The sequence below is a fragment of the Streptomyces sp. NPDC008079 genome (genome assembly GCF_042957385.1).
Classification (GTDB): domain Bacteria; phylum Actinomycetota; class Actinomycetes; order Streptomycetales; family Streptomycetaceae; genus Actinacidiphila.
In genome coordinates this window covers 141,705-167,019 of sequence record NZ_JBIBIC010000012.1, presented here as the reverse complement: position 1 = coordinate 167,019, position 25,315 = coordinate 141,705, and the positions used below count along the sequence as shown (strand labels likewise).

The following is a 25,315-nucleotide window of genomic DNA, read 5'->3' as shown; positions in this document are numbered from 1 at the left end:
TCCGAGCAGTGACGGGGAGGGGCGGGAAGCGGAGCGGCCGGAGGCCGCACCGGGTTGCCGGTGCGGCCTCCGGCGGACGTCACTTGACCTTGATCTCGTTGTAGACCGGGACGCTGAACGGGTTCAGCTCGACGTTGGTGATCTTGTCGGAGTACCCGGCGCTGCCGTTCTGGTACCACAGCGGGATCGCGGGCATGTCCTTGACGAGCTGGCGCTCGGCGTCCTGGAAGAGGCCGACGGCCTTGGCGGTGTCGGTCTCGGCGTTGGCCTGGTTGACCAGCTTGTCGAAGTTGGCGTTGCTGTAGTGCGAGTCGTTGGACGACGCGTTGGTGTAGTACAGCGGCTGGAGGAAGTTCTGGATCAGCGGGTAGTCCATCTGCCAGCCGGACCGGAACGGGTTGTCCATCTGCTTGTTGACGATCTTGTTGCGGAAGTCGGCGAAGGTGCCGGTGGGGCTGCCGACGCACGCCTTGTTGTTGCCCAGCACGTTGTTGATGCTGTTGCAGACCGCGTCGACCCACTCCTTGTGGGAGCCGGTGTCCGCGTTGTAGCCGATGGTGATGCTGCCGCCCGGCAGGCCGCCGCCCTCCTGGATGAGCTGCTTGGCCTTGGCCGCGTCGTACGTGCACTCGGTGCCGCACAGGCCGGCCTTGTAGCCGCCGGACGCGCCCAGCACCGGGGAGGTCCAGTCGGTGGCCGGGGTGCGGGTGTTCTGGAAGATCTGCTGGGTGATCTGCTGGCGGTTGATCGCCATCGACAGGCCCTGCCGGACCTTCGCGGAGTTCGCGGACGACCAGCGCGAGTTGTACAGCGGGAAGGCGAGGGTCTGGATGATGCCGGCGGGCTGGTTGATGTAACGGTCGCCGAGGTCGCTCTTGACGTTCTTGAGCTGCGAGGCCGGGATGTCGTCGACCAGGTCCAGGTTGCCCGCCTGGAGGTCGGTGTAGGCGGTGTTGTTGTCGGTGTAGACCCGCAGGTCGACGCCGCCGTTCTGGGCCGGGTCCGGGCCCTTGTAGCCGTCCCACTTGCGCAGGCTCATCTGCGAGCCCTTGCTGTACGACTGGATGGTGTACGGGCCGTCGCCGATCGGCTTCTTCAGCCAGGCGGCGTGGTCGTCGAAGAACGCCTTCGGCAGCGGGTAGTACGCCGAGTACCCGAGGGTGTCGGGGAAGGTGGAGAACTTCTGGTTGAGCTTCACCTTGAACTCGGTGTCGCTGACCTTGGTCAGACCGGAGAGCGTGGTCGCGGAGGACTTGGCGCCCGCGGTGTCCGGGTGGACCTTGTCGTACCCGTCGATGTACTGGAAGAAGTACGCGTTGATCTGGGCGTTCTTCAGCAGCGCGCCGTAGTTCCAGGCGTTGATGAAGGAGTCGGAGGTGACCTTCTCGCCGTTGCTGAAGGTCCAGTCCGACTTGATCTTGATGTCGAAGGTCTGCGAGTCGGTGGTGGTGATCGAGTCGGCGATCATGTCGGTCGCCTTGCCGGTCTTCGGGTCGTACTTCTTCAGGCCGCGGAAGACCATGTCGAGCACCTTGCCGCCCTGCACCTCATTGGTGTTGGCGGGCTCCAGCGGGTTCTGCGGGTCGCCCCAGGAAGCGCGCACGACGCCGGAGCCGCTGCCGCCGCCGCCCCCACCGCTGTTGTTGCTGCTGCTGCCGCAGGCGGCGGCTGCCAGGGCGACGGCCGTCGCACAGACGGCCCACTTCAAGCGCGTGGCTCCGCGCATCGCGTGCCTCCTCATGGATCACAAATGACACTTAGTCACCCATGACACCGCAATAGAGCCAAAGTCGCACTTCTACTACTCCGTGTCGGCATGTCCAATGCGTTGGCCATGGCGCAACGCACTGTCAGAAAGCCGTGTCACGGCCCGCATGAAGTGACCTGTCCGCGTCAAAAATGGAGGCGGCCGCGCCCGCTCGCCCGTCCGGTCCCGTGCGGTGGGAGAGCGGCACCGTCCGAGGACGTGACCGGCGGATACCCGGTGGCGCCGGGCGCCGGGATCGGGAAGGCTCGGGCCATGGTCTCGGTAGTGCAGAACGTGGCGATCGACTGTGCGGACGCCTACAGCCTGGCTCTCTTCTGGAGCGGCGTCACCGGCCGTCCGCTGGATCCGGAGGACCGGCCGGGCGACCCGGAGGTCCAAGTGCTCCTCGCGGACGGCCCCCTGCTCCACTTCAACCAGGTGCCCGAGCCCAAGACGGTCAAGAACCGCGTCCACCTGTGCCTGCGCCCCGACACCACCCGCGACGAGGAGGTCGACCGCCTCCTCGCCCTCGGCGCCACCCTCCTCACCGACCGCCGCAACCCCGACGGCACCGGCTGGGCCGTCCTCACCGACCCCGAGGGCAACGAATTCTGCGTCCTGCGCAGCCAAGCCGACCGCGAGGCCGCCCACGCCTGACGGCCACGCCTGACGCGCGCGAGAGGGGCGCCCCCCGGGGTGGGGGGCGCCCCTCTGGGGTGGGGGATCGTCAGGCGGCGCCGACGACGTCCTTTTCTTCGGCGAAGTGGCAGGCCGACTCGTGGGTGGCCGGGGTGGAGCCGCCCTGGAAGCGGGCGGGGATCGCCAGCAGCGGGGTCTCCTCGGCGCAGCGGGACTCGGCCTTCCAGCAGCGGGTGCGGAAGCGGCAGCCGGAGGGCGGGTTGGCCGGGGAAGGCACGTCGCCGGAGAGGATGATCCGCTCGCGGTGCTCACGCGCGGCCGGGTCCGGGACCGGGACGGCGGAGAGCAGGGCCTGGGTGTAGGGGTGGGTCGGGTGCTCGTAGATCTCGGTGTCGGTGCCGATCTCCGCCATCCGCCCGAGGTACATCACGCCGACGCGGTCGGAGATGTGCCGGACGATCGACAGGTCGTGCGCGATGAAGAGGTAGGAGAGGGTGAACTCGTCCTGGAGCTTCTCCATCAGGTTGATGACCTGGGCCTGCACCGAGACGTCGAGCGCGGAGACCGGCTCGTCGCAGATGATGATCTCCGGGTTGAGCGCCAACCCCCGTGCGATGCCGATGCGTTGCCGCTGGCCGCCGGAGAACTGGTGCGGATACCGGTTGATGTACTCGGGGTTGAGGCCGACCACGTCCAGCAGGTCCTCGACACGCTTGCGGCGCGACCCCTTGGGAGCCACCTCGGGGTGGATGTCGAAGGGCTCACCGATGATGTCGCCGACGGTCATACGGGGGTTGAGCGAGGTGTACGGGTCCTGGAACACCATCTGGATGTTGCGCCGGACGGCCTTCAGGGCGCGCCCGGTCAGCTTGGTGATGTCCTCGCCCTTGTAGAACACCTCGCCCGCGGTGGCCTGTTCGAGGTTCATCAGCAGCTTGGCGACCGTGGACTTGCCGCAGCCGGACTCGCCGACGATGCCGAGCGTCTCGCCCCGGTAGAGGTCGAAGGAGATCCCGTCGACCGCCTTGACCGCGCCGACCTGCTTCTTGAACAGGATGCCCTGCGTCAGCGGGAAGTGCTTCACCAGGTTCCGCACCTGGAGGATGGGTTCACCCCGGTTCGAGAGGTCACTCACCGAGCGTCTCCTTCCAGAAGTGGCAGGCACTGCCGCGCCCGTCGCCGATCGTGTGCAGCACGGGCACCTCGGTCCGGCAGATGTCCTGGGCCATCGGGCAGCGCGGGTTGAAGGCGCAGCCCGACGGGATACGCAGCAGGTTGGGCGGCAGCCCCTTGATCGCGTACAGCTCCTGGCCCTTCTGGTCCAGCCGGGGAATCGACTGGAGCAGGCCCTTGGTGTACGGGTGCGCCGGGTTCTTGTAGATCTCGTGGACCGGCGAGCTCTCGACGATCCGGCCCGCGTACATCACCGCAATCTTGTCGGCCACGTCCGCGACCACACCCAGGTCGTGGGTGATCAGGATCAGGCCCATGTTGAACTCCCGCTGGAGTTCGGCGAGCAGATCCATCACCTGAGCCTGGACGGTGACGTCGAGCGCGGTCGTCGGCTCGTCCGCGATGATGAGGTCGGGTTCGAGGGCGAGCGCCATCGCGATCATGATGCGCTGCCGCATACCGCCGGAGAACTGGTGCGGGTAGTCGTTCACCCGCTCCTTCGCCGCCGGGATGCGCACCCGGTCCATCAGCTCGACCGCCTTGGCCTTGGCGGCCTTGCGGGACAGGCCCTGGTGCACCCGGAACATCTCGCCGAGCTGGTAGCCCACCGACAGCACCGGGTTGAGGGACGACAGCGCGTCCTGGAAGATCATCGCGATCTTCCGGCCGCGCAGCTTGCGCCGCTCCTCGCCGGACATCGTGAGCATGTCGCGGCCCTGGAACAGGATCTCGCCCTGCGGGATACGGCCGGGCGGCATGTCGAGGATGCCCATGATCGCCTGCGCGGTCACGGACTTGCCCGAGCCGGACTCGCCGAGCACGGCCAGCGTCTCCCCGGCGTTCACCGAGTAGTTGACGCCGTTCACGGCCTTGGCGACACCGTCGCGGGTGTGGAACTCGACGTGCAGGTCCCGTACTTCGAGCAGCGGAGCCGTCGGCACGCCGGGCGCCGGGGCGCTCGCGGTCTCATCGATGACAGTCAACGCCGTACCTCCTAGCGCAGCTTGGGGTCGAGGGCGTCGCGCACCGCGTCGCCGAGCATGATGAACGCCAGCACCGTCACGCTGAGCGCGCCCGCGGGCCACAGCAGCATGTGCGGCGCGTTGCGGATCTGGGTGGACGCCTGGGAGATGTCGATGCCCCAGGAGACGGCCGGCGGCTTGAGGCCCACGCCGAGGAACGACAGCGTCGCCTCCAGCGAGATGTACGTGCCCAGCGCGATCGTCGCGACCACGATGATCGGGGCGAGCGCGTTGGGCGCGATGTGCCGCAGCAGCATCCGCGCGTTGCCCGCGCCGAGTGCCCGCGCCGCCTGCACGTAGTCCTGCTGCTTGGCCGTGATGACCGAGCCGCGCGCGATACGCGCGATCTGCGGCCAGCCCAGCAGGATCATGAAGAGCGAAACGGTGGTGACGCTGCCGCCCTTGACCACGGACAGGAAGACGATGCCGCCGAGCAGGATCGGGATGCCGAAGAAGATGTCGCTGATCCGGGAGAGGATCGAGTCCCACCAACCGCCGAAGTAACCGGCCAGGCCGCCGAGGAGCGAGCCCAGCACGGTGACGCCGAGGGTCGCGAAGATGCCGACCGACACCGAGGCGCGCGCGCCGTAGACGGTGCGGGTGTAGACGTCGCAGCCCTGCTGGTCGAAGCCGAAGGGATGCCCGGAGGTCGCCCCGTTCTGCGACTTGGCGAGGTCGCAGGAGAGCGGGCTGCCCCCGGCGATCAGGCTGGGCCAGATCGAGATGACGACCAGGAAGAGGATCAGCAGCCCGGACACGTAGAACATCGGCTTGCGGCTGAGGTCGTGCCAGGCGTCGTTCCACAGGCTGCGCGGCTTCTCGCGCTCCGCGTCACGCGACGGCTTCGACGGCTCCCCCGGGCCGCGCGGTCCGTCCACGGGCAGCCCGGCGGGCGCTGTGGATATCGCGTTCGCGGCGCTCCGGGCGTCGGACATCTCAGACATAGCGAATCCTCGGGTCCAGGACCGCGTAAAGCAGGTCAACGAGCAGGTTGGCGGCCAGGAAGACGATCACCAGGATCGTCACGAAGCCGACGACGGTCGGCGGATTCTGCCGCAGGATGCCCTGGTAGAGCTGGTAGCCGACGCCGTGGATGTTGTAGATCCGCTCGGTGACGATGGCGCCGCCCATGAGCGCGCCGAGGTCGGTGCCGAGGAAGGTCACCACGGGTATCAGCGAGTTGCGCAGCAGGTGGACGGTGACCACCCGGCGCTTGGGCAGCCCCTTGGCCACGGCCGTGCGCAGGTAGTCCGCGCGGGAGTTCTCCGCGACCGAGGTACGGGTCAGCCGGGCCACATAGGCGAGCGAGACACCGGCCAGGACGAGTCCCGGCAGGATCAGGTCACCGATCGGGGCGCCCTCGGCGACCGCCGGATTGGCCAGGCCCCACTTCACGCCCACGAAGTACTGGAGCAGGAAGGCGGTCACGAAGGTCGGGATGGACACGACGAGCAGCGTGAACGCGAGCACGCCCGAGTCCGCGAACCGTCCGCGCCGCAGCCCGGCCAGCAGGCCGAGCCCGATGCCGACGACCGCCTCGATCGCGAAGGCGACCATGGTCAGCCGGATGGTGACCGGGAAGGCCGTGCCCATCAGCTCGGTGACCGGCTGCCCGGTGGCGGCGGTACCGAAGTTGCCGCTGAGGATCTGCCACATGTAGTGCCCGTACTGCGCGGGCAGCGAGTGGTCCAGATACAGGTCGTGCCTGATCTGGTTCGCCGTGGCGGGGTCGGGCGCCCGGTCGCCGAACATGGCGGCCACCGGGTCGCCGAGCGCGTAGACCATGACGAAGATCAAAAAGGTGGTTCCGATGAAGACCGGAACCATCTGGAGCAGTCGTCGAATGACGTAGCGCCCCATCTGTCCTCCAGGGATCGGGGCAGACGTGAGCCGGGGCTTGTGACCCCGGCCGACCTCCGCACCGCGAGCGGTTGCTGTCAGTTCCCCCCGAACGCGCGCCCGCCACGGGGTGCCATGGCGGGCGCGCTTACCGCATCAGGTCAGTTGTTGACCGTGATGTCGGTGAAGACGGGGACACTGAAGGCGTTCTCCGTCACGTTGGACACCCGGGACGACCAGCCGGCGCCACCGTTCTGGTACCAGAGCGGGATGACGGGCATGTCCTTCATCAGGATCTTCTCGGCGTCCTGGTAGAACCCGATCGCCTTGGCGGTGTCCGGCTCCGAGTTCGCCTGCTTGATCAGCGAGTCGAACTGCGGGTTGCTGTAGTGCGAGTCGTTCGAGCTGGCGCCCGTCACGTACAGCGGCGTCAGGAAGTTGTCGATCAGCGGGTAGTCCATCTGCCAGCCGGAGCGGAACGGCTGGGTCATCTCACCCTTGGTGATCTGGTTGCGGAAGTCCGCGAACGTGCCGGTGGGGGCGCCGACGCACGCCTTGTTGTTGCCCACCACGTTGTTGATGCTGTTGCAGACCGCGTCGACCCACTGCTTGTGCGAGCCGGTGTCGGCGTTGTACCCGATGGTCATGTGACCGCCGGGAATGCCGCCGCCCTCCTGGATGAGCTGCTTCGCCTTGACCGGGTCGTACGTGACCGACTCGCCGCCGACGGAGTCGCTGTAACCGCCGGCCGCGCCCAGCACCGGGGAGGTGAGGTCGGTGGCCGGGGTGCGGGTGCCCTGGAAGATCTTCTCGGTGATGGTCTTCCGGTCGATCGCCATGGACAGGCCCTGGCGGACCTTCTCCATGCCGGGGGCGCTCCACGCCTTCTGGTTCAGCGGGAAGGAGACCGTCTGGATGATGCCGGCCGGCTGGTTGAGGTAGCGGCCGCCGAGGTCCGACTTCACGTGGCTGAGCTGCTCGGCCGGAACGTCGTCCAGGACGTCCAGGTTGCCCGCCTGGAGGTCGGCGTAGGCGGTGTTGCTGTCGGTGTAGACCTTCAGCAGCACGCCCTTGTTCTTCGGCTTGCTCGGGCCCGTGTAGTTCGGGTTCGGGACCAGCTTCATGCTGGAGCCCTTGCTGTACGAGTCGATCATGTACGGGCCGTCGCCGACCGGCTTGTTCAGGTAGCCGGCGTGGTCGGTGAAGAACGACTTCGGCAGCGGCGCGAACGCCTTGTAGCCGAGGCGGTCGGGCCACGTGGAGAACTTCTGGGTGAGCTTGACGGTGAAGGTGGTGTCGTCCACGACCTTCAGACCCGACATGGTCTTCGCGGTCGGGGCGGCGCCCTCCTTGTCGGGGTGCACCGCGGCGTAGCCGTCGATGTCCGCGAAGAAGTACGCGTTGAGCTGCTTGTTCGTCAGCAGCGCGCCGTAGTTCCAGGCGTCGACGAACGAGTTGGCGGTCACCGGGGTGCCGTCGGAGAACTTCAGGCCCTGCTTGATCTTGATGGTGAAGTTCTGCTGGTCGGTCGTGGTGATCGAGTCAGCGGCCTCAAGGTTGGCCTTCCCCGTCTTGGGGTCGTACTCCTTGAGGTTCATGAAGATCATGTCCAGGACCTTGCCGCCCTGGACCTCGTTGGTGTTCGCCGGCTCCAGGGGGTTCTGGGGGTCTCCCCACCACGCCCTGACGATGCCGTCGTTGGAACCGCCGGCCTTGTTGTCCGAATCACCGGAACCGCAGGCGGTTGCCGCGAGGGCGACGACTGCCGCGCCTATGACCCACTTGGCGCTCTTGGCACCGCGCATGGGTTTGCCTCCTCAGGAGTCACTGTCGATACGTGAAAGGAAGGCCGGTCGCCGCTGACACTCCTGACACCCCTGACAGGAGAAGGGCCTGGCCTTCCGTGCTCGTGAGTCGGCGCTCCCCATCAGCGCGTGACCCATTGACCCGAGCTCAACTTCGTCCACTATCGGGCACGTTTGAGGTCGCTCGGAACAGGGTCTGGTTTCGCTTCGGTCACGATGGGCAGAGGATCCTGCTCAAAATTCGGACAATCTGGAACGTACACAGACAGGTTCGAAACGGACAGTGTGATCTTTCTTACGCCGCTGAGCGGAGATGAACGTCCGGATAACGGACAGTGCGAAAAACCCAAAAGGGGCGCGGAGAGCGCGTGACCGGTCCCCGCCGTCCGGCGGCGGAGTCTGGTCGCGCGGCTCCCCGCGCCCCTACGGGCGCTGCGCGGTCAGCGCTTGGCCCGAGCGGCCGAGCGTCCCCGCTCCTTCTGGTCCAGGACGACCTTGCGGATGCGGACCGTCTCCGGGGTCACCTCGATGCACTCGTCCTCGCGGCAGAACTCCAGCGACTGCTCCAGCGAGAGCTTGCGCGGCGGCACCACGTTCTCGGTGTTGTCCGCGGACGCGGCGCGCATGTTGGTGAGCTTCTTCTCCTTGGTGATGTTCACGTCCATGTCGTCGGACCGCGAGTTCTCACCGATGATCATGCCCTCGTAGACCTCCGTGGTCGCCTCGACGAAGATCACGCCGCGCTCCTGGAGGTTGATCATGGCGAACGGCGTCACGACACCGGCGCGGTCGGCCACCAGGGAGCCGTTGTTACGGGTCCGCAGGTCGCCGAACCACGGCTCGTGGCCCTCGAAGATGCTGTGCGCGATGCCGGTGCCGCGGGTGTCGGTGAGGAATTCCGTACGGAAGCCGATCAGGCCGCGGGCCGGGACGACGAACTCCATGCGGACCCAGCCGGAGCCGTGGTTCGTCATGGTCTCCATGCGGCCCTTGCGGGTCGCCATGAGCTGGGTGATCGCGCCCAGGTACTCCTCGGGGCAGTCCACCGTCATCCGCTCGACCGGCTCGTGGATCTTGCCGTCGATCACCTTGGTGACCACCTGCGGCTTGCCGACGGTCAGCTCGAAGCCCTCGCGGCGCATCTGCTCGACCAGGATGGCCAGCGCCAGCTCGCCGCGGCCCTGGACCTCCCAGGCGTCGGGGCGCTCGGTGGGCAGCACGCGGAGCGAGACGTTGCCGATCAGCTCCCGGTCGAGGCGGTCCTTGACCTGGCGGGCGGTGACCTTGTGGCCCTTGCCGCCCTTGCCGACCAGCGGCGAGGTGTTCGTACCGATGGTCATCGAGATCGCGGGCTCGTCGACCGTGATGAGCGGCAGCGCGACCGGGTTCTCCAGGTCGGCCAGCGTCTCGCCGATGGTGATCTCCGGAATACCGGCCACCGCGCAGATGTCGCCGGGGCCCGCCATCTCGGCGGGCTTGCGGGTCAGCGCCTCGGTCATCAGCAGTTCGGTGATCTTGACCTGGCTGACCGAGCCGTCGCGCTTCATCCAGGCGACCTGCTGGCCCTTGCGCAACTCGCCCTCCTCCACCCGGAGCAGGGCGATACGGCCGAGGAAGTTGTCCGCGTCGAGGTTGGTGACGTGCGCCTGGAGCGGCGCGCCCTCGGTGTACGTGGGGGCCGGGACGGTGGACAGGATCGTGGAGAAGAACGGCTCCAGGCTGTCGCTGTCGGCCGGAACCGTGCCGTTCTCCGGCTTGGTCAGCGAGGCGATGCCGTCCCGCGCGCACGCGTAGACGATCGGGAACTCGATCTGGTCCTCGGTGGCGTCCAGGTCCAGGAACAGGTCGTACGTCTCGTTGACGACCTCGTCGATCCGGGAGTCGGGGCGGTCCGTCTTGTTCACGCAGAGGATGACCGGCAGGTTCGCCGACAGCGCCTTGCGGAGCACGAAACGGGTCTGCGGCAGCGGGCCCTCGGAGGCGTCCACCAGCAGCACGACCGCGTCGACCATGGACAGGCCGCGCTCCACCTCGCCGCCGAAGTCGGCGTGGCCCGGGGTGTCGATGATGTTGATCGTGATGACATCGCCACCGCCCTTGGGGTGGTACTTCACGGCGGTGTTCTTCGCGAGAATGGTGATGCCCTTCTCGCGCTCCAGGTCGTTGGAGTCCATCATCCGATCGTCGAGATGCTGGTGGGCGGCGAATGCGCCGGCCTGCTTGAGCATCGCGTCGACGAGGGTCGTCTTGCCGTGGTCGACGTGGGCGACGATGGCGACGTTACGAATATCGTGGCGCGTGGACATGCTGCGGCGCTTCTCCCGGAATCGTGGATGGACGTCGCGTTCCTCGTTGACGCGCTCGCCTGCCGGGCAAGGTCACGCCGCGGCCTTACCCCATGGTACGGGCCCCAACCCCCCTCGGCCGCCGATGGCTGGCTTCAGAGGGGATTTGGGGCCCGTAATCGCACGGTTTTCCACGACCGCGCGCGCCTACTTGCGGAAGCCGAGGTTCTGGTAGTCGGGGGTCTGGAAGCCGAAGGCGCCCGCGTTGGCGACGGTGGTGCGCAGCGCGACCAGGCCGGGGCGCTGGTAGAGCGGGATGGAACCGGCCGCGGCCCAGATCCGGGCGTCGGCCTTGGAGGTCAGGTCGCGGGCCGCGGAGGTGTCCAGCTCGCCGCCCGCCCGGTCCAGGAGCTGGTCGATCTGGTCGGTGCCGACCCGCGTGTAGTTCTGCGCCACGGTCAGCGAGCCGTCGGGGGCTGGCACCGGCTTGGCGAAGATCGGGGTGTCGTCGGTGGCCGGGTAGGCCGTGCCGGGCCAGGAGTAGAGCGCCAGGTCGAAGTCGCCCGAGGCGATGTGGTCCTGGAAGTAGCTGTCGCCCGCGACCTTGGTGATCTCGGTGCGGATGCCGATGCCGGAGAGCATCGAGGCGATCCGGGTGCCGACGTCGTCCAGCGTCGGGGAGTCCGCCGGGAGCACGAAGCGCATGGTGAGCTGCTTGCCCGCCTTGCTGACGGCGGCTGCGGGCTCCACGACGGTGACGGCTCCGGAGGCCGCGGTACGGCCGGGGCCGCCGGCCGCCTGGTCGCCGGTCTTGGCGTTGCTGCGCGTCCAGCCCGCGTCGGCCAGCAGCGCCTGGGCCTGCTGCACGTCGTTGGTGCCGAGCGCCGAGCTGTTGTCGCGGTAGCCGTCCTGCGAGGGCAGCACCAGGTGGTTGCCGAGCGCCTCGTCGGGCAGCCCGAGCGGCCTGAGCACGGCGGTGGCGATGGCCTTGCGGTCGATGGCGCGGGCCACGGCGTGCCGGATGCGCTCGTCGGCCAGCGGTCCCGTACTGCCGTTGATGGCGAGCTGCGCGTACGCGGCGTCGGGCGCCTTCCGTACGGCCAGGCCCTTGGTACCGGTCACGGCGGTGACCGCGCCGGGGTCGATCTCGGCCAGGTCGAGGGCGCCCGCGGCGAGCGCGGCGGGGCGCTTGTCCACCGGCACGGCGGTCAGCACGATCCGGTCGAGCTTGGCGGGCTCGCCCCACCACGCCTTGTTGCGGTCCAGCGTGACGGTGCCCTTCTTGGTGTCCACGGCCTCGACCGCGAAGGGGCCCGCGACGACCGGCAGCTTGGTGCGCACGCCGTCGTTGAAGGTGTCCGCGTCACTGGTCACCGACGTCGGGTACAGCGGGCTGAACAGCGACTTCCAGTCCGCGTACGGGCTGGCGAAGGTGACGTCGACCTGCTGGGCGTCCTTGCCCTGCCGGACGTCGGAGATCCGGTCGTAACCGGCGTTGCGGGCCGTCCAGAAGGCGCTGTTCTTGCCGTTCAGCGCCTTCCACTGGGCGACGAAGTCGGCCGCGCCGACCGCCTGGCCGTCGCTCCACTTCGCCTTGGGGTTCAGGTGGTACGTGACCACCTGGCGCGGTGACTGCGCGACGTCCGCGCTCGCCAGGAAGTCGCTGTCTGCCCGCGGGGAGCCGTGGCCGTCGAGCCGGTACATCGCCGGGAGGGTGGCCCCCGCGATCGTCAGCGTGTCGGCGTCCGCGTCCGCCTGGTACGCGTTCAGCGTGCGGGGCAGCTCATCGGTCGCCCAGCGCAGCGTGCCGCCGTCGCGGACGCCCGCGCGCGAGACGGTCGCGATGTCGGTGCCCGCCGTCCCGGCGGCGCCGCCGCCCGAGGAGCAGGCGGTCAGGGTCATGGCCGCCCCGGCGGTCAGCGCCACGGCGGCGCGCAATACGGGTGGGTTCGCGCTGCGGTTCATGGATCGGACACCTCCGGCGGCCCGGCATAGACCGGGGACATACTCATTTGGCCTGATTTCCGGGTAATCACTTCCCAGTGGAGGGGACGAGGAGCGGCTCTCCGCCCCGACACGACCGCAATGCCCCGCTCTTCCACCCGGACGGCCCCTTGGCGCGGGGGGCGGCCCATGAGGGGCGCGGGGGACTGCGCGGGGTGGCCGGGCGGGGTGGCCGGGCGGGCGGCGCGCCCGGAGACCGGCGAACCGCCCGGAGGTGAATTGGTGCACGCGTCTTCCCAACCGAAGGTGTGACGCGCGACACTTCCAGGCGCGGCAGCGTCATCAACCGCATCACCCCCGCACGGCGGAGAAGGTGAGGCATCCGTATGTCCCTGCAAGACGATCTGACGTCGGTCACCCGGCGGCTCGACGATTTGATGCGCTGCGTCGGGCGGCTGGACGAGCACGTGGGCGACAGCCTGGACATGCGCAGGGTGCGGGCCGACGCGGCCCATCTGCGGGAGAGCCTGGCTCTGCTGCACGAGGCCGTCCCGACGACCGCGGGCATCCGCAAGGTCGAGATGGTGACGATCCCGGACGCGCCGTACGACCGCGGCCTGTGGGCCGACGCGGAGGACGAGGGGCTGGGCTCGCCGCACCGGCACGCGCCGTAGCGCGCGGCACCGGCCCGCGGCGGCCGTACCACCCCCGCACCCCTCGGCGCCCGCACCCGGCGGCGTCCCCTCCCCCGTTCCTTCGGAGTCCTCCTTGGCCACCGGAACCACCCCCTCCCCCACCGCGCGCCGCGGCGTCCTGACGCCGGGGCGCGCGGCCATTTCCGAACGGCATCTGCGGACCGACCGGTGGTGGGTGCCACCGCTGGTCACCGCGCTCGGCCTGGCGGCCTTCGTCGTCTACTCGACCTGGCGGGCCTTCGCCAACAGCCACTACTACGCGGCGCCCTACGTCTCGCCGTTCTACTCGCCGTGCCTGGCGTCGAACTGCGCGGACATGAAGGGCGGCGCCAACTGGCCACTGTTCGGCGACTGGTGGGGCCTGTCACCGGCCCTGCTGGTGCTGGTCTTCCCGCTCGGCTTCCGGCTGACCTGCTACTACTACCGCAAGGCGTACTACCGGGGCTTCTGGGCCTCGCCGCCCGCCTGCGCGGTCGCCGAACCGCACGCGAAGTACACCGGCGAGACGCGGCTGCCGCTGATCCTGCAGAACGTGCACCGCTACTTCTTCTACTTCGCGCTGCCGGTGGCGGGCATCCTCACCTACGACACGGTGCTCGGCTTCCGCGACGAGCACGACCGCTGGGGCCACATGGGTCTGGGCACGGTCGTCCTGCTCGTGAACATCATCCTGATCTGGGCGTACACGCTGTCGTGCCACTCGTGTCGGCACATCATGGGCGGCAAGCTCAGGCACTTCTCCGCGCACCCGGTGCGCTACCGCCTCTGGGGCTGGGTCGGCGTCCTCAACGGCCGTCACATGCTGCTCGCCTGGTCGTCCCTGATCAGCGTCGGCCTCACCGACCTCTACATCTATCTGGTCTCCAGCGGCGTATTCGACGATCCGAGGTTCTTCTGAGATGACACAAGTCGAACGGCACGCGTACGACGTGGTCGTGGTCGGCGCGGGCGGCGCCGGGCTGCGGGCCGCGATCGAGGCCCGGGAGCGGGGCATGCGTACCGCCGTGATCTGCAAGTCGCTGTTCGGCAAGGCCCATACGGTGATGGCCGAGGGCGGCATCGCGGCCAGCATGGGCAACGTCAACTCCGGTGACAACTGGCAGGTGCACTTCCGCGACACCATGCGCGGCGGGAAGTTCCTCAACCACTGGCGGATGGCGGAACTGCACGCCAAGGAGGCTCCCGACCGGGTCTGGGAGCTGGAGACCTGGGGCGCGCTGTTCGACCGCACCCCCGACGGCAAGATCTCACAGCGCAACTTCGGCGGCCACGAGTACCCGCGGCTGGCACACGTCGGCGACCGTACGGGCCTCGAGCTGATCCGCACCCTCCAGCAGAAGATCGTCTCGCTCCAGCAGGAGGACTTCGCGGAGACCGGCGACTACGAGTCGCGGCTGAAGGTCTTCCAGGAGTGCACGGTCACCCGCGTGCTCAAGCAGGACGACAAGGTCGCGGGCGTCTTCGGTTACGTGCGCGAGTCCGGGCGGCTGTTCGTGATCGACACGCCCGCGGTGGTGCTGGCGACCGGCGGCATCGGCAAGTCCTTCAAGGTGACGTCCAACTCCTGGGAGTACACCGGCGACGGGCACGCGCTGGCGCTGCTGGCCGGGGCGCCGCTGATCAACATGGAGTTCATCCAGTTCCACCCGACGGGCATGGTCTGGCCGCCGTCGGTGAAGGGCATCCTGGTCACCGAGTCGGTGCGCGGCGACGGCGGGGTGCTGCGCAACAGCGACGGCAAGCGGTTCATGTTCGACTACGTGCCGGACGTCTTCAAGGAGAAGTACGCGCAGTCCGAGGAGGAGGCCGACGGCTGGTACTCCGCCCCCGACACCCACCGCCGACCGCCGGAGCTGCTGCCCCGCGACGAGGTGGCGCGCGCGATCAACTCCGAGGTGAAGGCCGGGCGCGGCACCCCGCACGGCGGCGTCTTCCTCGATGTGTCGACGCGGCTGCCCGCCGAGGAGATCAAGCGGCGGCTGCCGTCGATGCACCACCAGTTCAAGGAGCTGGCGGACGTCGACATCACCGCGGAGCCGATGGAGGTCGGCCCGACCTGTCATTACATGATGGGCGGCGTCGACGTGGACCCGGACACGGCCGCGGCGCGCGGGGTGCCGGGGCTCTACGCGGCGGGCGAGGTCGCGGGCGGCATGCACGGCTCCAACCGGCTGGGCGGCAACTCGCTCTCCGACCTGCTGGTCTTCGGCCGCAGGGCCGGGCTGCACGCGGCGCGGTACGCGGCCTCGTTCGTCGAGGGCGCGCGTCCCGTCGTACCCGAGGAGCAGATCGACACCGCGGCGGCCGAGGCGCTGCGGCCGTTCAGCGCGGAGGACGCGGACGCGGCGGAGGCCGCCGGGGGCGCGCAGGCGGGCGGGGCGCGGCCCGCGGAGAACCCGTACACCCTGCACCAGGAGCTCCAGCAGGTGATGAACGACCTGGTGGGCATCATCCGGCGCGGTCCCGAGATGGAGGACGCGCTGAACCGGCTGACCGGGCTGCGGGCCAGGTCGCGGCGGGCGGGCGTCGAGGGGCACCGGCAGTTCAATCCCGGCTGGCACCTGGCGATCGACCTGCGGAACATGCTGCTGGTCAGCGAGTGCGTGGCGCGTGCCGCGCTGGAGCGGACCGAGAGCCGCGGCGGCCACACCCGCGACGACCATCCGGAGATGGACCGCGCCTGGCGCAAGGTCAATCTGGTCTGCGAGCTGACCGACCCCACCGGGGGCCTGGCGGCCACCGACCCCGACCACGGCCAGATCGGTCTGCGCCGGCGCGCGACGGACCCGATCCGGGGCGACCTGCTCGACCTCTTCGACAGGGACGAGCTGCTCAAATACCTGACGGACGAGGAGCTCGACGGGTGAGTTACGAAGCGCACTTCAAGGTGTGGCGCGGTGACGCCGAGGGCGGCGAGCTGCGCGACTACCAGGTCGAGGTCAACGACGGCGAGGTCGTGCTCGACATCATCCACCGCCTCCAGGCCACCCAGGCGGGCGACCTGGCGGTCCGCTGGAACTGCAAGGCGGGCAAGTGCGGGTCGTGCAGCGCGGAGGTCAACGGACGGCCCCGGCTGATGTGCATGACCCGCATGTCGGTCTTCGCACCGGAGGAGACGATCACGGTCACCCCGATGCGGACCTTCCCCGTCGTACGCGACCTGGTCACCGATGTCTCCTTCAACTACGACAAGGCCCGGCAGGTCCCGGCCTTCGTGCCGCCGAAGGGGGTCGCGGCCGGGGAGTACCGGATGCAGCAAGTCGACGTGGAGCGCTCGCAGGAGTTCCGCAAGTGCATCGAGTGCTTCCTGTGCCAGGACACCTGTCACGTGGTGCGCGACCACGAGGAGAACAAGACGTCGTTCGCCGGGCCGCGCTTCCTGATGCGGATCGCGGAGCTGGACATGCATCCGCTGGACGCGGCCTCCGAGGCCGGTCTGACCCGCGCCTCGTCCGCGCAGGAGGACCACGGGCTCGGCTACTGCAACATCACCAAGTGCTGCACCGAGGTGTGCCCGGAGCACATCAAGATCACCGACAACGCGCTGATTCCGCTCAAGGAGCGGGCGGTGGACCGTAAGTACGATCCGCTGATCTGGCTGGGCAACAAGATCCGCCGCCGCGGCGAGTAGTTCCCCCTCTCCCCTGCCTGCCCGCCCCGCACGGGGCGGGGAGGGGAGCAGGCGGGCTGGCGGGCTGGCGGGCTGGCGGGCTGGCGGGAACGGAACTCCGAGTCGCGCTCCGGACACACCGGACATAGCCTCCGAAAAGGAGCACGCGGCAAGCGGCCGTGGCGCGGCGAAGGGCGCGGTACGCATGCGGCGACTCGCGGGAATCGTTGCGGCGCTCGGCGCCCTGATGCTGCTGTCCGGCGCGCCGTCGGCACGGGCGGACGACCCGATCACGCTGTCCAGGTCCGGCCAGATAACCGACAAGGTCGGCGCGCTGGGCGACCGGAAGCCGCAGGTCGTCACGGCGCTGGACGGCCTCTACCAGAAGCAGCGCGTCCAGCTCTTCGTGGCGTACGTCCGCACCTTCTCCGGCCGCGCTCCGCAGGACTGGGCGAACGCGACCGCGACCAAGAACGGCCTGGGCCAGCGGGACGTCCTGCTGGCGGTGGCCACCCACGACCGGCAGTACGCGGTCTCCGCCGACCAGGACTCCGGCCTGACCGCGGCCCAGCTCAACGAGGTCAGCAGCCAGGCCGTCGAGCCCGCGCTGCGGCAGAACGACTGGGCGGGCGCCGCGATCGGCGCGGCCACCGGCTACGACGCGGTCCTCAGCGGCCTTCCGGTGACCGTCCCCTCGATCACCCCCGGCACCGCGGACCCGGGCGGCAGCGGAGCGCCCCCGGGCGACTCCGCGGCCGACCTGTGGATTCCGGTGGTGGCCGTCGGCGCCGCGGGCGCGGTCGGGGTGTGGGCGTTCCGCAGGAAGCGCGGCCCGCGGCAGCCCGCCCGCCCGGCGCCCGGCGAGCGCGGCTGGGGCGCCCCGCAGCCGACCCCGCTGCCCGAGCTGGACTCGCAGGCCAAGCATCTGCTGGTGGAGACCGACGACGCGGTCCGCACCAGCCAGGAGGACGTGGGCTTCGCGGCGGCGCAGTTCGGCGAGGAGGCCGCGCGGCCGTTCGCCGAGGCCGTCGAGTACGCCAAGACCGAGCTGACCGCGGCCTTCCGGCTGCGGCAGCAGCTCGACGACGCGATACCCGAGGACGACGCGACCCGCCGGCAGATGCTGGACGAGATCCTGTCCCGCTGCACCCAGGCCAACCGGCGGCTGGACGCGGAGTCCGAGGCGTTCGACCGGCTGCGCGCCCTGGAGGCGAACGCGCCGGAGGTGCTGGAGCAGGCCGAGGCGAAGGCGGCGGCGCTGCCGAGCCGGATCGACACCGCCGAGGCGTCCCTGGCGCCGCTGGCGCAGAAGTACGCGGACGCCGCGCTCGACCCCGTCACCGGCCACCCGGCAGAGGCCAGGGACCGGCTGGAGTTCGCCCACGCCAGCCTCGTACAGGCCAGGGCCGCCGTCGGCACCGACCACGGCAAGGTCGCCGTGTACGTACGGGCCGCCGAGGGCGCGCTGGACCAGGCGGTCATGCTCACCGACTCCGTCACCCGAAGGGCCCAGGAGCTGGCGGAGGCCGACGGGAAGCTGCGGGACGCGCTGACCGAGGCCGACACCGACCTGGCCGAGGCCCGCGGCCTGCTCGGCGGCACCGCCGCCGGGGTCTCCACCGCCGACCTCCAGGGCAGGATCGCCCGCGCCGAGACGGTCGTGGCCGACGTACGGCAGGAGCTGGCGGCGGGGCGCTACGACCCGATCGCCGGGCTGCGCCGGGTCGAGGAGGCGGACGCGGCGCTGGACGAGGCGCTGGCCGGGGCCCGCGAGCGGGAGGTCAGCGAGCAGCGGGCGCGCGGGCTGCTGGACCAGGCGCTGCTGGGGGCGCGCAGCGAGGTGGCCGCCGCCCGCGACATGGTCACCACCAACCGCGGCGCGGTCGGCAGCCAGGCCCGTACCCGGCTCACCGAGGCGGAACGGCGGCTCCAGCAGGCCGAGGCGCTGGCCGGTTCCGACGCGGCGGGCGCGCTGGCGCACGCGCAGGAGGCGGACCGGCTGGCCCGGCAGGCGCAGGACGCGGCCCGGCGGGACGTCGGCGGGTACGGCGGGGGCTTCGGCGGGCCCGGCGGCCGGCGCTCCGGCGGCGGCATGGGCGGCGCGGTGCTCGGCGGGATCATCCTCGGCGAGATCCTCGGCGGCGGGCGCGGCCGGGGCGGCGGCGGCTTCGGCGGGGGCTTCGGGGGCGGCGGCTCGGGACCCGGCAGCTTCGGCGGCGGCCAGACCCGCGGCCGGATGGGCGGCGGCGGCCGCTTCTGAACTCCCCTGACGCCCCTTCTATCCGGCCCCTTCCTTTCCGGCCCCCTACTTTCCGGCCCCTACTTTCCGGCCCCTCTTTCCGGCCCTTTCTGGCTCACGGATACGGACACGCAAGGAGTACGACCATGACGAAGCAGACCGTCCTCGGCCGGGTGACCCAGCTCGCCAAGGCCAACATCAACGCCCTCCTCGACCAGGCCGAGGACCCGCAGAAGATGATGGACCAGCTCATCAGGGACTACACCACCAACATCCGCGAGGCCGAGGAGGCGGTGGCCACCACCATCGGCAATCTGCGGCTGATGGAGCAGGACCACGCCGAGGACGTCGCGGCGGCCAAGGAGTGGGGCGACAAGGCGCTGGCGGCCAGCAAGAAGGCCGACGAGCAGCGCGCCTCGGGCAACGCCGCGGAGGCCGACCGCTTCGACAACCTCGCCAAGATCGCGCTGGGCCGTCAGCTCCAGTCCGAGAAGGAGGCGCGGACGGCCGAGCCGACGATCGCCTCGCAGAACGAGATCGTGAGCAAGCTCAAGTCCGGCCTGGACTCGATGAAGGCCAAGCTGGGCGAACTCCAGGGCAAGCGCGACTCGTTGGTGGCGCGCGCGAAGTCCGCGCAGGCGCAGAACCAGATGATGGACGCGGTCAAGAACATCGACGTGCTCGACCCGACCAGCGAGCTGGGCCGCTTCGAGGACAAGGTGCGGCGCGAGGAGGCCAGGGCCAAGGGCAAGGAGGAGCTGGCCGCGTCCTCGCTCGACGCGCAGTTCGAGTCGCTGGACGCGCTCGGCGACAGCGCGGAGATCGACGCGCGACTGGCCAAGCTCAAGGACCGCGCGGCCTGACCGCCGAGGGCCGTCCGCCTGCCGCGCGCGGCAGGCGCTAGAACATGCTCAGCAGTTCGTCCACCGAAGGACCGCTGGAGTGGGACTGCTCGCCGGGAAGGGCGAGTTCGAACCAGACGGTCTTGCCGCGGTGGGTACGGCGGCTGCCCCAGCTCTCGCTGAGCATGGTGACCAGTTGCAGGCCGCGCCCGCCCTCGTCGGTGTCACGGGCGCGGCGGCGGCGCGGCTGCACCAGGGCGCTGTCCCACACCTCGCACACCAGGGTGCGGTCCAGCAGCAGCCGCAGTCGTATGTCGCCGTAGCCGTGCCGCAGCGCGTTGGTGACCAGCTCGCTGACCAGCAGTGCCGTGGTGTCGACCAGGTCGCCGAGCCCCCAGCTCAGCAGTTGCTCGCGGGCCAGCTCGCGGGCCCTGGCCACCGACGTGGGGCGCGGCTCCAGCGTCCAGTCGCCGACCTGCTCCGCGGGCAGACCGCGGATTCTGGCCATCAGCAGGGCGATGTCGTCCTCGCCGTGCGCGGTGTCCAGGGTGGCCAGTACGTGGTCGCAGATGTCCTCAAGGGGTCTCGGCGGCCCGGCCAGCGAGTCCCGGAAGGCGTCGAGGCCCTCGTCCAGCGGGTGGTTGCGGGACTCCACCAGACCGTCGGTGTACAGGGCGAGCAGCGCGCCCTCGTTCAGCTCGACCTCGATCTCCTCGAACGGCTCGCCGCCGACGCCCAGCGGCACTCCCCTGGGCACTTCGAGCAGCAGCGGCGACTCGCCCGACTCCACGACGACCGGCGGCAGATGGCCCGCGTTGGCGATCGTGCAGCGCCGGGTGACCGCGTCGTAGACCACGTAGATACAGGTGGCCAGGTAGACCTCGGACAGGTCGGCGCCGCCGCGGTCCTTGGCCCGGCGGGTGCGGCCCTGGTTCGGGGAGCCGAGGCCGTTGGCCACTTCGTCCAACGCGCCCAGCACTTCGGCGGGTTCGAGGTCGAGCGCGGCCAGGGTCCGTACGGCGGTGCGCAGTTCGCCCATCGCGACGGCGGCGCGCAGGCCGCGGCCCATCACGTCGCCGACCACCAACGCGGTGCGGTGGCCCGGCAGTTCGATGACGTCGAACCAGTCGCCGCCGACCTCGGTCTCCATGCTGCCCGGCAGATAGCGGCAGGCGATGTCGAGGCCCGCGGCCTCGGGGTCGTCGGGGGGCAGCAGGCTGCGCTGGAGGATCAGCGCGCGCTCGTGCTCGCGCCGGTAGAGCCGGGCGTTGTCGATGAACACCGCGGCGCGGGCGGCCAGTTCCTCGGCGAGCATCCGGTCGCGGTCCACGAACGGCTCGCTGCCCTTGGCGCGGGAGAACTGCACCAGCCCCAGTACGGTGTCGCGGGCGACCATCGGCACCACGAGCGTGGACTGCACGAGGGTGCCGCCGAGGTCGGGCCCCCCGTCGCCGTCGATCACCTGCGGCTGCGCGGTGCGCAGCGCCCGCGCGCTGGCGGAGCTGAAGCGGTAGCGGTGCACGGCGCCGACCGCGACCGGGCCGTCCGCCACATCGTCGTCGTCCCCGGCCATCGCTATCGGCGCGTCCGACACGGAACTGGCGAACGCCACCCGGCGCACGTCCCCGCTGCCGTCGGTGGTGCCCGTCAGATCCTCGGCGCCGGACAGCAGGGCCTGGTAGAGGTCGACGGAGGCGATGTCGCAGAAGTGCGGGACGGCGACGTCCAGCAGTTCGCGCGCGGTGGTCTCCAGGTCGAGCGAGGTGCCGATACGGGCGCCCGCCTCGTTGAGCAGCGCGAGATTGCGGCGGGCGTGCGCGGCCTCGCGCTCGGCTCGCTGACGTCCGGTGACGTCCATCGCGAGTCCCGCGACGCCGATCGGCCGCCCGGTGCCGCTGTGCAGCCGGTACAGCGACATCGACCAGCGCCGCCGCCCCGGATCGCCGGGCACGGTGCCGACCAGCGGCATGTCCAGGACGGGCTCGCCGGTCTCCAGCACCTGGCGCAGCGCGGCGCTGAGCCGGTCGGCCTCGACGCGGGAGAGGAAGTCGTGCGGGCCGCGGCCGTGGTTCTCCTCGGCCTCACGGCCGAAGACGGTCGCGAAGCGCTCGTTGACCCGGATCAGCCGCAGGCTGGTGTCGAAGAGCACGAAGCCCATCGGCGACTGCCCGAACACCGCCTGGGAGGCGGCCAGATCGGTCTCGATCTGGCGCAGCGTGGCGACGTCGACCGCGATGCACAGCGCGCCGTGGTCGGCGGGCATCACGTAGACCTCGGCCAGGCCCTGGCCGCCCGAGGCGTCCCGGTACGGCACGAGTCCGGTCCACTCGTGGCCGTCGAGGATCTCCGCGAGGCGCTCGTGCGCGCGCTCGCGTACGTGCTCGGGCGCGAAGGCGTTCACCGGGTCGCGGCCGAGCGCGCGTTCTGCCGGTACGCCGAAGAACTGCGCGGCCCGCGCGCTCCACTGGTCGATCCGGCCGTCACCGTCGAGCGAGAACGACGCCACGCGTATGTAGTCGTAGAGCGAACCGGGCGGACTTGACTGCCAGACCGCGTCGACCGCGTCCGTGTCGTCTCGGGGCGGTACCGCCCTCGCTGGCATGTCGCTCACTCGCCCGACCCCTCCAGCTCAGCACACATGGACCGGTTGGAGCCGAGTATTCAGCATGAGGACCGTCCAGCACACGGTCTTGTCGATCACAGCATCATCTCGGCTCCTGGGGTACGGGGACCGTCCCCGGGACAGCGCGGTCACACCCCTCGCTCCCGCGTCTTCGGCATACCCGGCACAGCTCCCGTGAATCATCGCGCGCGTCACGGCAGAGCCAGTTCGAACCAGACGGTCTTTCCGAACGGTCCGTGACGCGTTCCCCAGCGCCGTGAGGCCCGTGCGACCAGTTGCAGACCACGGCCGCCCTCGTCCTCCAGGGTGGCGATCCGCTCGCGCGGCGGGTCCGGCAGCGGGTCGGAGACCTCCACCAGCAGCGAGCCGCCGCGCACCATCCGTACACCGATCGGTCCGTGCGCGTACCGCAGCGAATTGGTGACCAGCTCGCTGACCAGCAGCATCGTGACGTCGGTGAGCTGCGCGAGACCCCATTCGACCAGGGTGTCACGGACCCGGCGGCGCGCCAGCCGGACGGCGCTGGGCTCGGCGGGGAACGTCCAGGAGGCGGTGGATCCGGCGGGCAGCCCGCCGAGCCTGGCCATCAGCAGCGCCACGTCGTCGGGCTCGCGGCCCGGCTGCATGATGGCGAGCACGTCGTCGCAGGAGTCCTCCAGTGAGGGCAGCGGGCGGCACAGCGTCTGGCGCAGCCGTTCCAGGCCCTCGCCGATGTCCTGGCCGCGGGTCTCCACCAGGCCGTCGGTGTAGAGCACGAGGACCGCGCCGTCGGCGACCGCCAGCTCCGTGGTCTCGAAGCGGACGCCGCCGACGCCCAGGGGGACGCCGGAGGGCAGCTCGACCAGCCGGGCATGGCACTCGTCCGGGTGGGCATCGGGTTCCTCGCCGCCCGGCGCCCGCGTGACGGGTTCGACCAGGACCGGCGGCAGGTGGCCCGCCTGCGCGATGGCGATCCGGCGCGTCGAGGGGTCGTAGACGGCGTAGACGGCGGTGGCCATCCAGCCCTCGGCCTGGCCCTGCGCGAGGTCGTCGCCCAGCTCGTTGACCCGGCGCAGCAGCTCGTCCGGCGGCATGTCGAGCCCGGCGAGCGTCCGTACGGCGGTACGGAGCCGGCCCATGGTGGCCGCCGCGCCCAGGCCGTGGCCCATCACGTCGCCGACGACGAAGGCGACCCGGCCCCCGGCCAGCGGGATCACGTCGAACCAGTCGCCGCCGACCTCCGCGCCGCTGCTGCCGGGCACGTACCGGAAGGCGACGCCGACGCCGGGGGGTTCCACGACGCTCTGCGGGAGCAGGCTGCGCTGGAGCATCAGGGCGCCCTCGCGCTCGCGGACGTAGAGCCGGGCGTTGTCCAGGGCGGCGCCCGCGCGGTTGGCCAGCTCCATCGCGAGGGCCAGGTCGTCGTGGTCGAACGGCTCGCGCTCGCGGGCCCTGCTGACCACCAGCAGGCCGAGGACGACGCCGCGGGCCCGCAGCGGCAGCACGAGCAGCGAGTGGACGCCGAGCGCGATGGCCGCGCGCACCTTCGGGTCGCCGGGGAAGGTGGTGGCCAGCAGCTCCTCCTCCGAACTCACCATCCGGGGCTGCCCGGTGGTCAGCACCGTGCCGAAGATCGACTTGCGGGTGAAGCGGATCGGCTGCCCGGTCAGGATCATCCGTTCGACCTCGGGCCCCCAGCGCACCGCGCCCGTGCCGAGCTGCCGCATCGGGGTGTTGTCGCCGTACGGCGCGGTCGGCAGCTCGCCGCCGTCGGCGACCTCGGCGTGCAGGATCACCCCGGAGTAGTCGCTGAAGGTCGGCACGACGGCGGCGGCCAGCGCCTCGGCGCACCGGTGGACGTCCAGCACGTTCGCGATCCGGGTGCCCACGTCGTTGAGCAGCGCCAGCCGCCGCCGGGCCCGCTCGACCTTCGCGGCGGCCTGCACGCGCTCGGTCACGTCGATGACGGTGGCGCTGATCCCCAGCACCCGCCCGGCCCGGTCGACCAGCCGGTGGTACGACAGCGAGCGGTGGCCGCGGCCGTGCGGCGCGTACGTGACCAGGTCGATCACCGGCCGCCCGGTGGCCAGGACGTCCCGCTGGAGCGCGGTGAGGTCGGCGGCCGAGCGCTCGTCCAGCACCTCCCGCACGGTGTGGCCGATGTGGTCGGCGACGGGCCTGCCGTTCATCGCCGCCAGCGCCTCGTTGAGCCGTACGTAGCGCAGGTCGCGGTCGAAGATGGCGACGCCGAGGGGTGAGGAGTCGAAGAGCGAGTCGAGGGCGGCGAGGTCGTGCTCCAGCGTCCGCAGGCGGCTCGTCTCGACCATCGAGGCCAGGACGAAGGGGCGGCCGTCGCCGTCGACCAGCAGCGAGGCGCGGGTCTCCACCTGGACGGTGTGGCCGTCGCGGTGCCGCAGCGAGAGGATGCCGTCCCAGCGGCCCCCTCGCAGCAGGTCGGCGAGGATCTGCTCGGCGGGGCTGGGGTCCGGCATCCGCGGGATCTCGTCCGGCCCGCGCCGCGGGGACCGTCCCGGCGGGCTCTCGGGCGGCCCGAACAGCCCGCCCACCCGGCGGCCCACGATGTGCTCCCCCGCCCAGCCCAGCACTTCCTGTGCCAGGGGGCTCCACAGCAGCACCCGCCCCGACGTGTCCAGCATGACGACCGCCACCCGCAGCGTGTCGAGCAGCGTCCCCGTGCTCTTTCCCCGCCCCTCACCCCACGACTCCGGATCGGGATCCATATCCGGATGATGATGCCGATGCGGCCGCCCCACCGTCGGCTCCCCCTCCCCGGCCCGGTGGCTCTCCCCCGCCGGGGGGCTCTCCCCTGCGGGGACCTGGCCGCCTGCGGCGGGGACCTGGCCGCCTTCCGC

At 70.5% G+C, this 25,315-nt stretch carries 17 protein-coding genes; 7 read left to right on the top strand and 10 right to left on the bottom strand.

The window, feature by feature from the left end; all coding sequences use genetic code 11:
- Nucleotides 1-79 precede the first annotated feature (79 nt).
- Nucleotides 80-1,726: an ABC transporter substrate-binding protein gene (locus tag ACFZAM_RS24375; protein ID WP_391049275.1), complete on the bottom strand. Its 1,647-nt coding sequence runs from the start codon at nucleotides 1,724-1,726 to the stop codon at nucleotides 80-82.
- A 294-nt stretch (nucleotides 1,727-2,020) separates the two neighbouring features.
- On the opposite strand from ACFZAM_RS24375, the gene ACFZAM_RS24370 reads away from it, so the two are divergent.
- A complete protein-coding gene (locus ACFZAM_RS24370; RefSeq protein WP_391049273.1) occupies nucleotides 2,021-2,404 on the top strand; it encodes a VOC family protein in 384 nt (127 codons plus the stop codon).
- A 70-nt stretch (nucleotides 2,405-2,474) separates the two neighbouring features.
- Here the strand turns inward: ACFZAM_RS24370 and ACFZAM_RS24365 are convergent, their stop codons facing one another.
- The 7 genes from ACFZAM_RS24365 to ACFZAM_RS24335 form a co-directional block, all read right to left on the bottom strand.
- Nucleotides 2,475-3,551, bottom strand: coding sequence for a dipeptide ABC transporter ATP-binding protein (locus ACFZAM_RS24365; protein ID WP_355348275.1), 1,077 nt, complete (start codon nucleotides 3,549-3,551; stop codon nucleotides 2,475-2,477).
- Entirely contained in the window at nucleotides 3,514-4,542 is a 1,029-nt protein-coding gene (locus ACFZAM_RS24360) for an ABC transporter ATP-binding protein (protein WP_355348278.1), read from the bottom strand. Before ACFZAM_RS24360 ends, ACFZAM_RS24365 begins: the two co-directional genes overlap by 38 nt.
- 11 nt (nucleotides 4,543-4,553) lie before the next feature.
- On the bottom strand, nucleotides 4,554-5,516 hold the full coding sequence (locus ACFZAM_RS24355) for an ABC transporter permease (RefSeq protein WP_355348360.1): 963 nt from the start codon (nucleotides 5,514-5,516) through the stop codon (nucleotides 4,554-4,556).
- A gap of 1 nt (nucleotide 5,517) precedes the next feature.
- Nucleotides 5,518-6,441, bottom strand: coding sequence for an ABC transporter permease (locus ACFZAM_RS24350; RefSeq protein ID WP_188285682.1), 924 nt, complete (start codon nucleotides 6,439-6,441; stop codon nucleotides 5,518-5,520).
- Nucleotides 6,442-6,581: 140 nt separating this feature from the next.
- Nucleotides 6,582-8,225 (bottom strand): ABC transporter substrate-binding protein, encoded by a 1,644-nt coding sequence (locus ACFZAM_RS24345; RefSeq protein ID WP_391049267.1) that lies wholly within the window; start codon nucleotides 8,223-8,225, stop codon nucleotides 6,582-6,584.
- A 440-nt stretch (nucleotides 8,226-8,665) separates the two neighbouring features.
- On the bottom strand, nucleotides 8,666-10,531 hold the full coding sequence (gene typA / locus ACFZAM_RS24340) for a translational GTPase TypA (protein ID WP_355348285.1): 1,866 nt from the start codon (nucleotides 10,529-10,531) through the stop codon (nucleotides 8,666-8,668).
- A gap of 186 nt (nucleotides 10,532-10,717) precedes the next feature.
- A complete protein-coding gene (locus ACFZAM_RS24335; RefSeq protein WP_391049264.1) occupies nucleotides 10,718-12,475 on the bottom strand; it encodes an ABC transporter substrate-binding protein in 1,758 nt (585 codons plus the stop codon).
- 365 nt (nucleotides 12,476-12,840) lie between these two features.
- Here ACFZAM_RS24335 and ACFZAM_RS24330 point away from each other — a divergent pair, with 365 nt between their 5' ends.
- The 6 genes from ACFZAM_RS24330 to ACFZAM_RS24305 all read left to right on the top strand — a co-directional run bounded on the left by ACFZAM_RS24330 (nucleotide 12,841) and on the right by ACFZAM_RS24305 (nucleotide 19,861).
- Complete coding sequence (locus ACFZAM_RS24330) at nucleotides 12,841-13,128, top strand: hypothetical protein (protein WP_355348291.1); 288 nt, start codon at nucleotides 12,841-12,843, stop codon at nucleotides 13,126-13,128.
- 94 nt (nucleotides 13,129-13,222) lie between these two features.
- Nucleotides 13,223-14,047 (top strand): hypothetical protein, encoded by an 825-nt coding sequence (locus ACFZAM_RS24325; protein ID WP_355348294.1) that lies wholly within the window; start codon nucleotides 13,223-13,225, stop codon nucleotides 14,045-14,047.
- A gap of 1 nt (nucleotide 14,048) precedes the next feature.
- Nucleotides 14,049-16,016 (top strand): fumarate reductase/succinate dehydrogenase flavoprotein subunit, encoded by a 1,968-nt coding sequence (locus tag ACFZAM_RS24320; protein WP_355348296.1) that lies wholly within the window; start codon nucleotides 14,049-14,051, stop codon nucleotides 16,014-16,016.
- Nucleotides 16,013-16,780, top strand: coding sequence for a succinate dehydrogenase/fumarate reductase iron-sulfur subunit (locus tag ACFZAM_RS24315; protein WP_355348299.1), 768 nt, complete (start codon nucleotides 16,013-16,015; stop codon nucleotides 16,778-16,780). The genes ACFZAM_RS24320 and ACFZAM_RS24315 overlap by 4 nt, the downstream gene beginning before the upstream one ends.
- Nucleotides 16,781-16,964: 184 nt before the next feature.
- The gene (locus tag ACFZAM_RS24310; protein ID WP_391049260.1) at nucleotides 16,965-19,019 is read left to right on the top strand and encodes a TPM domain-containing protein; all 2,055 of its coding nucleotides are present in this window, start codon (nucleotides 16,965-16,967) and stop codon (nucleotides 19,017-19,019) included.
- 125 nt (nucleotides 19,020-19,144) lie between these two features.
- Nucleotides 19,145-19,861 carry a PspA/IM30 family protein gene (locus ACFZAM_RS24305; protein ID WP_391049258.1) on the top strand — a complete coding sequence of 239 codons (717 nt, stop codon included), beginning with the start codon at nucleotides 19,145-19,147 and terminating at the stop codon, nucleotides 19,859-19,861.
- 37 nt (nucleotides 19,862-19,898) lie between these two features.
- Here ACFZAM_RS24305 and ACFZAM_RS24300 read toward each other — a convergent pair whose 3' ends face one another.
- Both ACFZAM_RS24300 and ACFZAM_RS24295 read right to left on the bottom strand, forming a co-directional pair.
- A complete protein-coding gene (locus tag ACFZAM_RS24300; protein ID WP_391049378.1) occupies nucleotides 19,899-22,442 on the bottom strand; it encodes a SpoIIE family protein phosphatase in 2,544 nt (847 codons plus the stop codon).
- A gap of 212 nt (nucleotides 22,443-22,654) precedes the next feature.
- Nucleotides 22,655-25,183 (bottom strand): SpoIIE family protein phosphatase, encoded by a 2,529-nt coding sequence (locus tag ACFZAM_RS24295; RefSeq protein WP_391049256.1) that lies wholly within the window; start codon nucleotides 25,181-25,183, stop codon nucleotides 22,655-22,657.
- Between the last annotated feature and the right edge of the window lie 132 nt (nucleotides 25,184-25,315).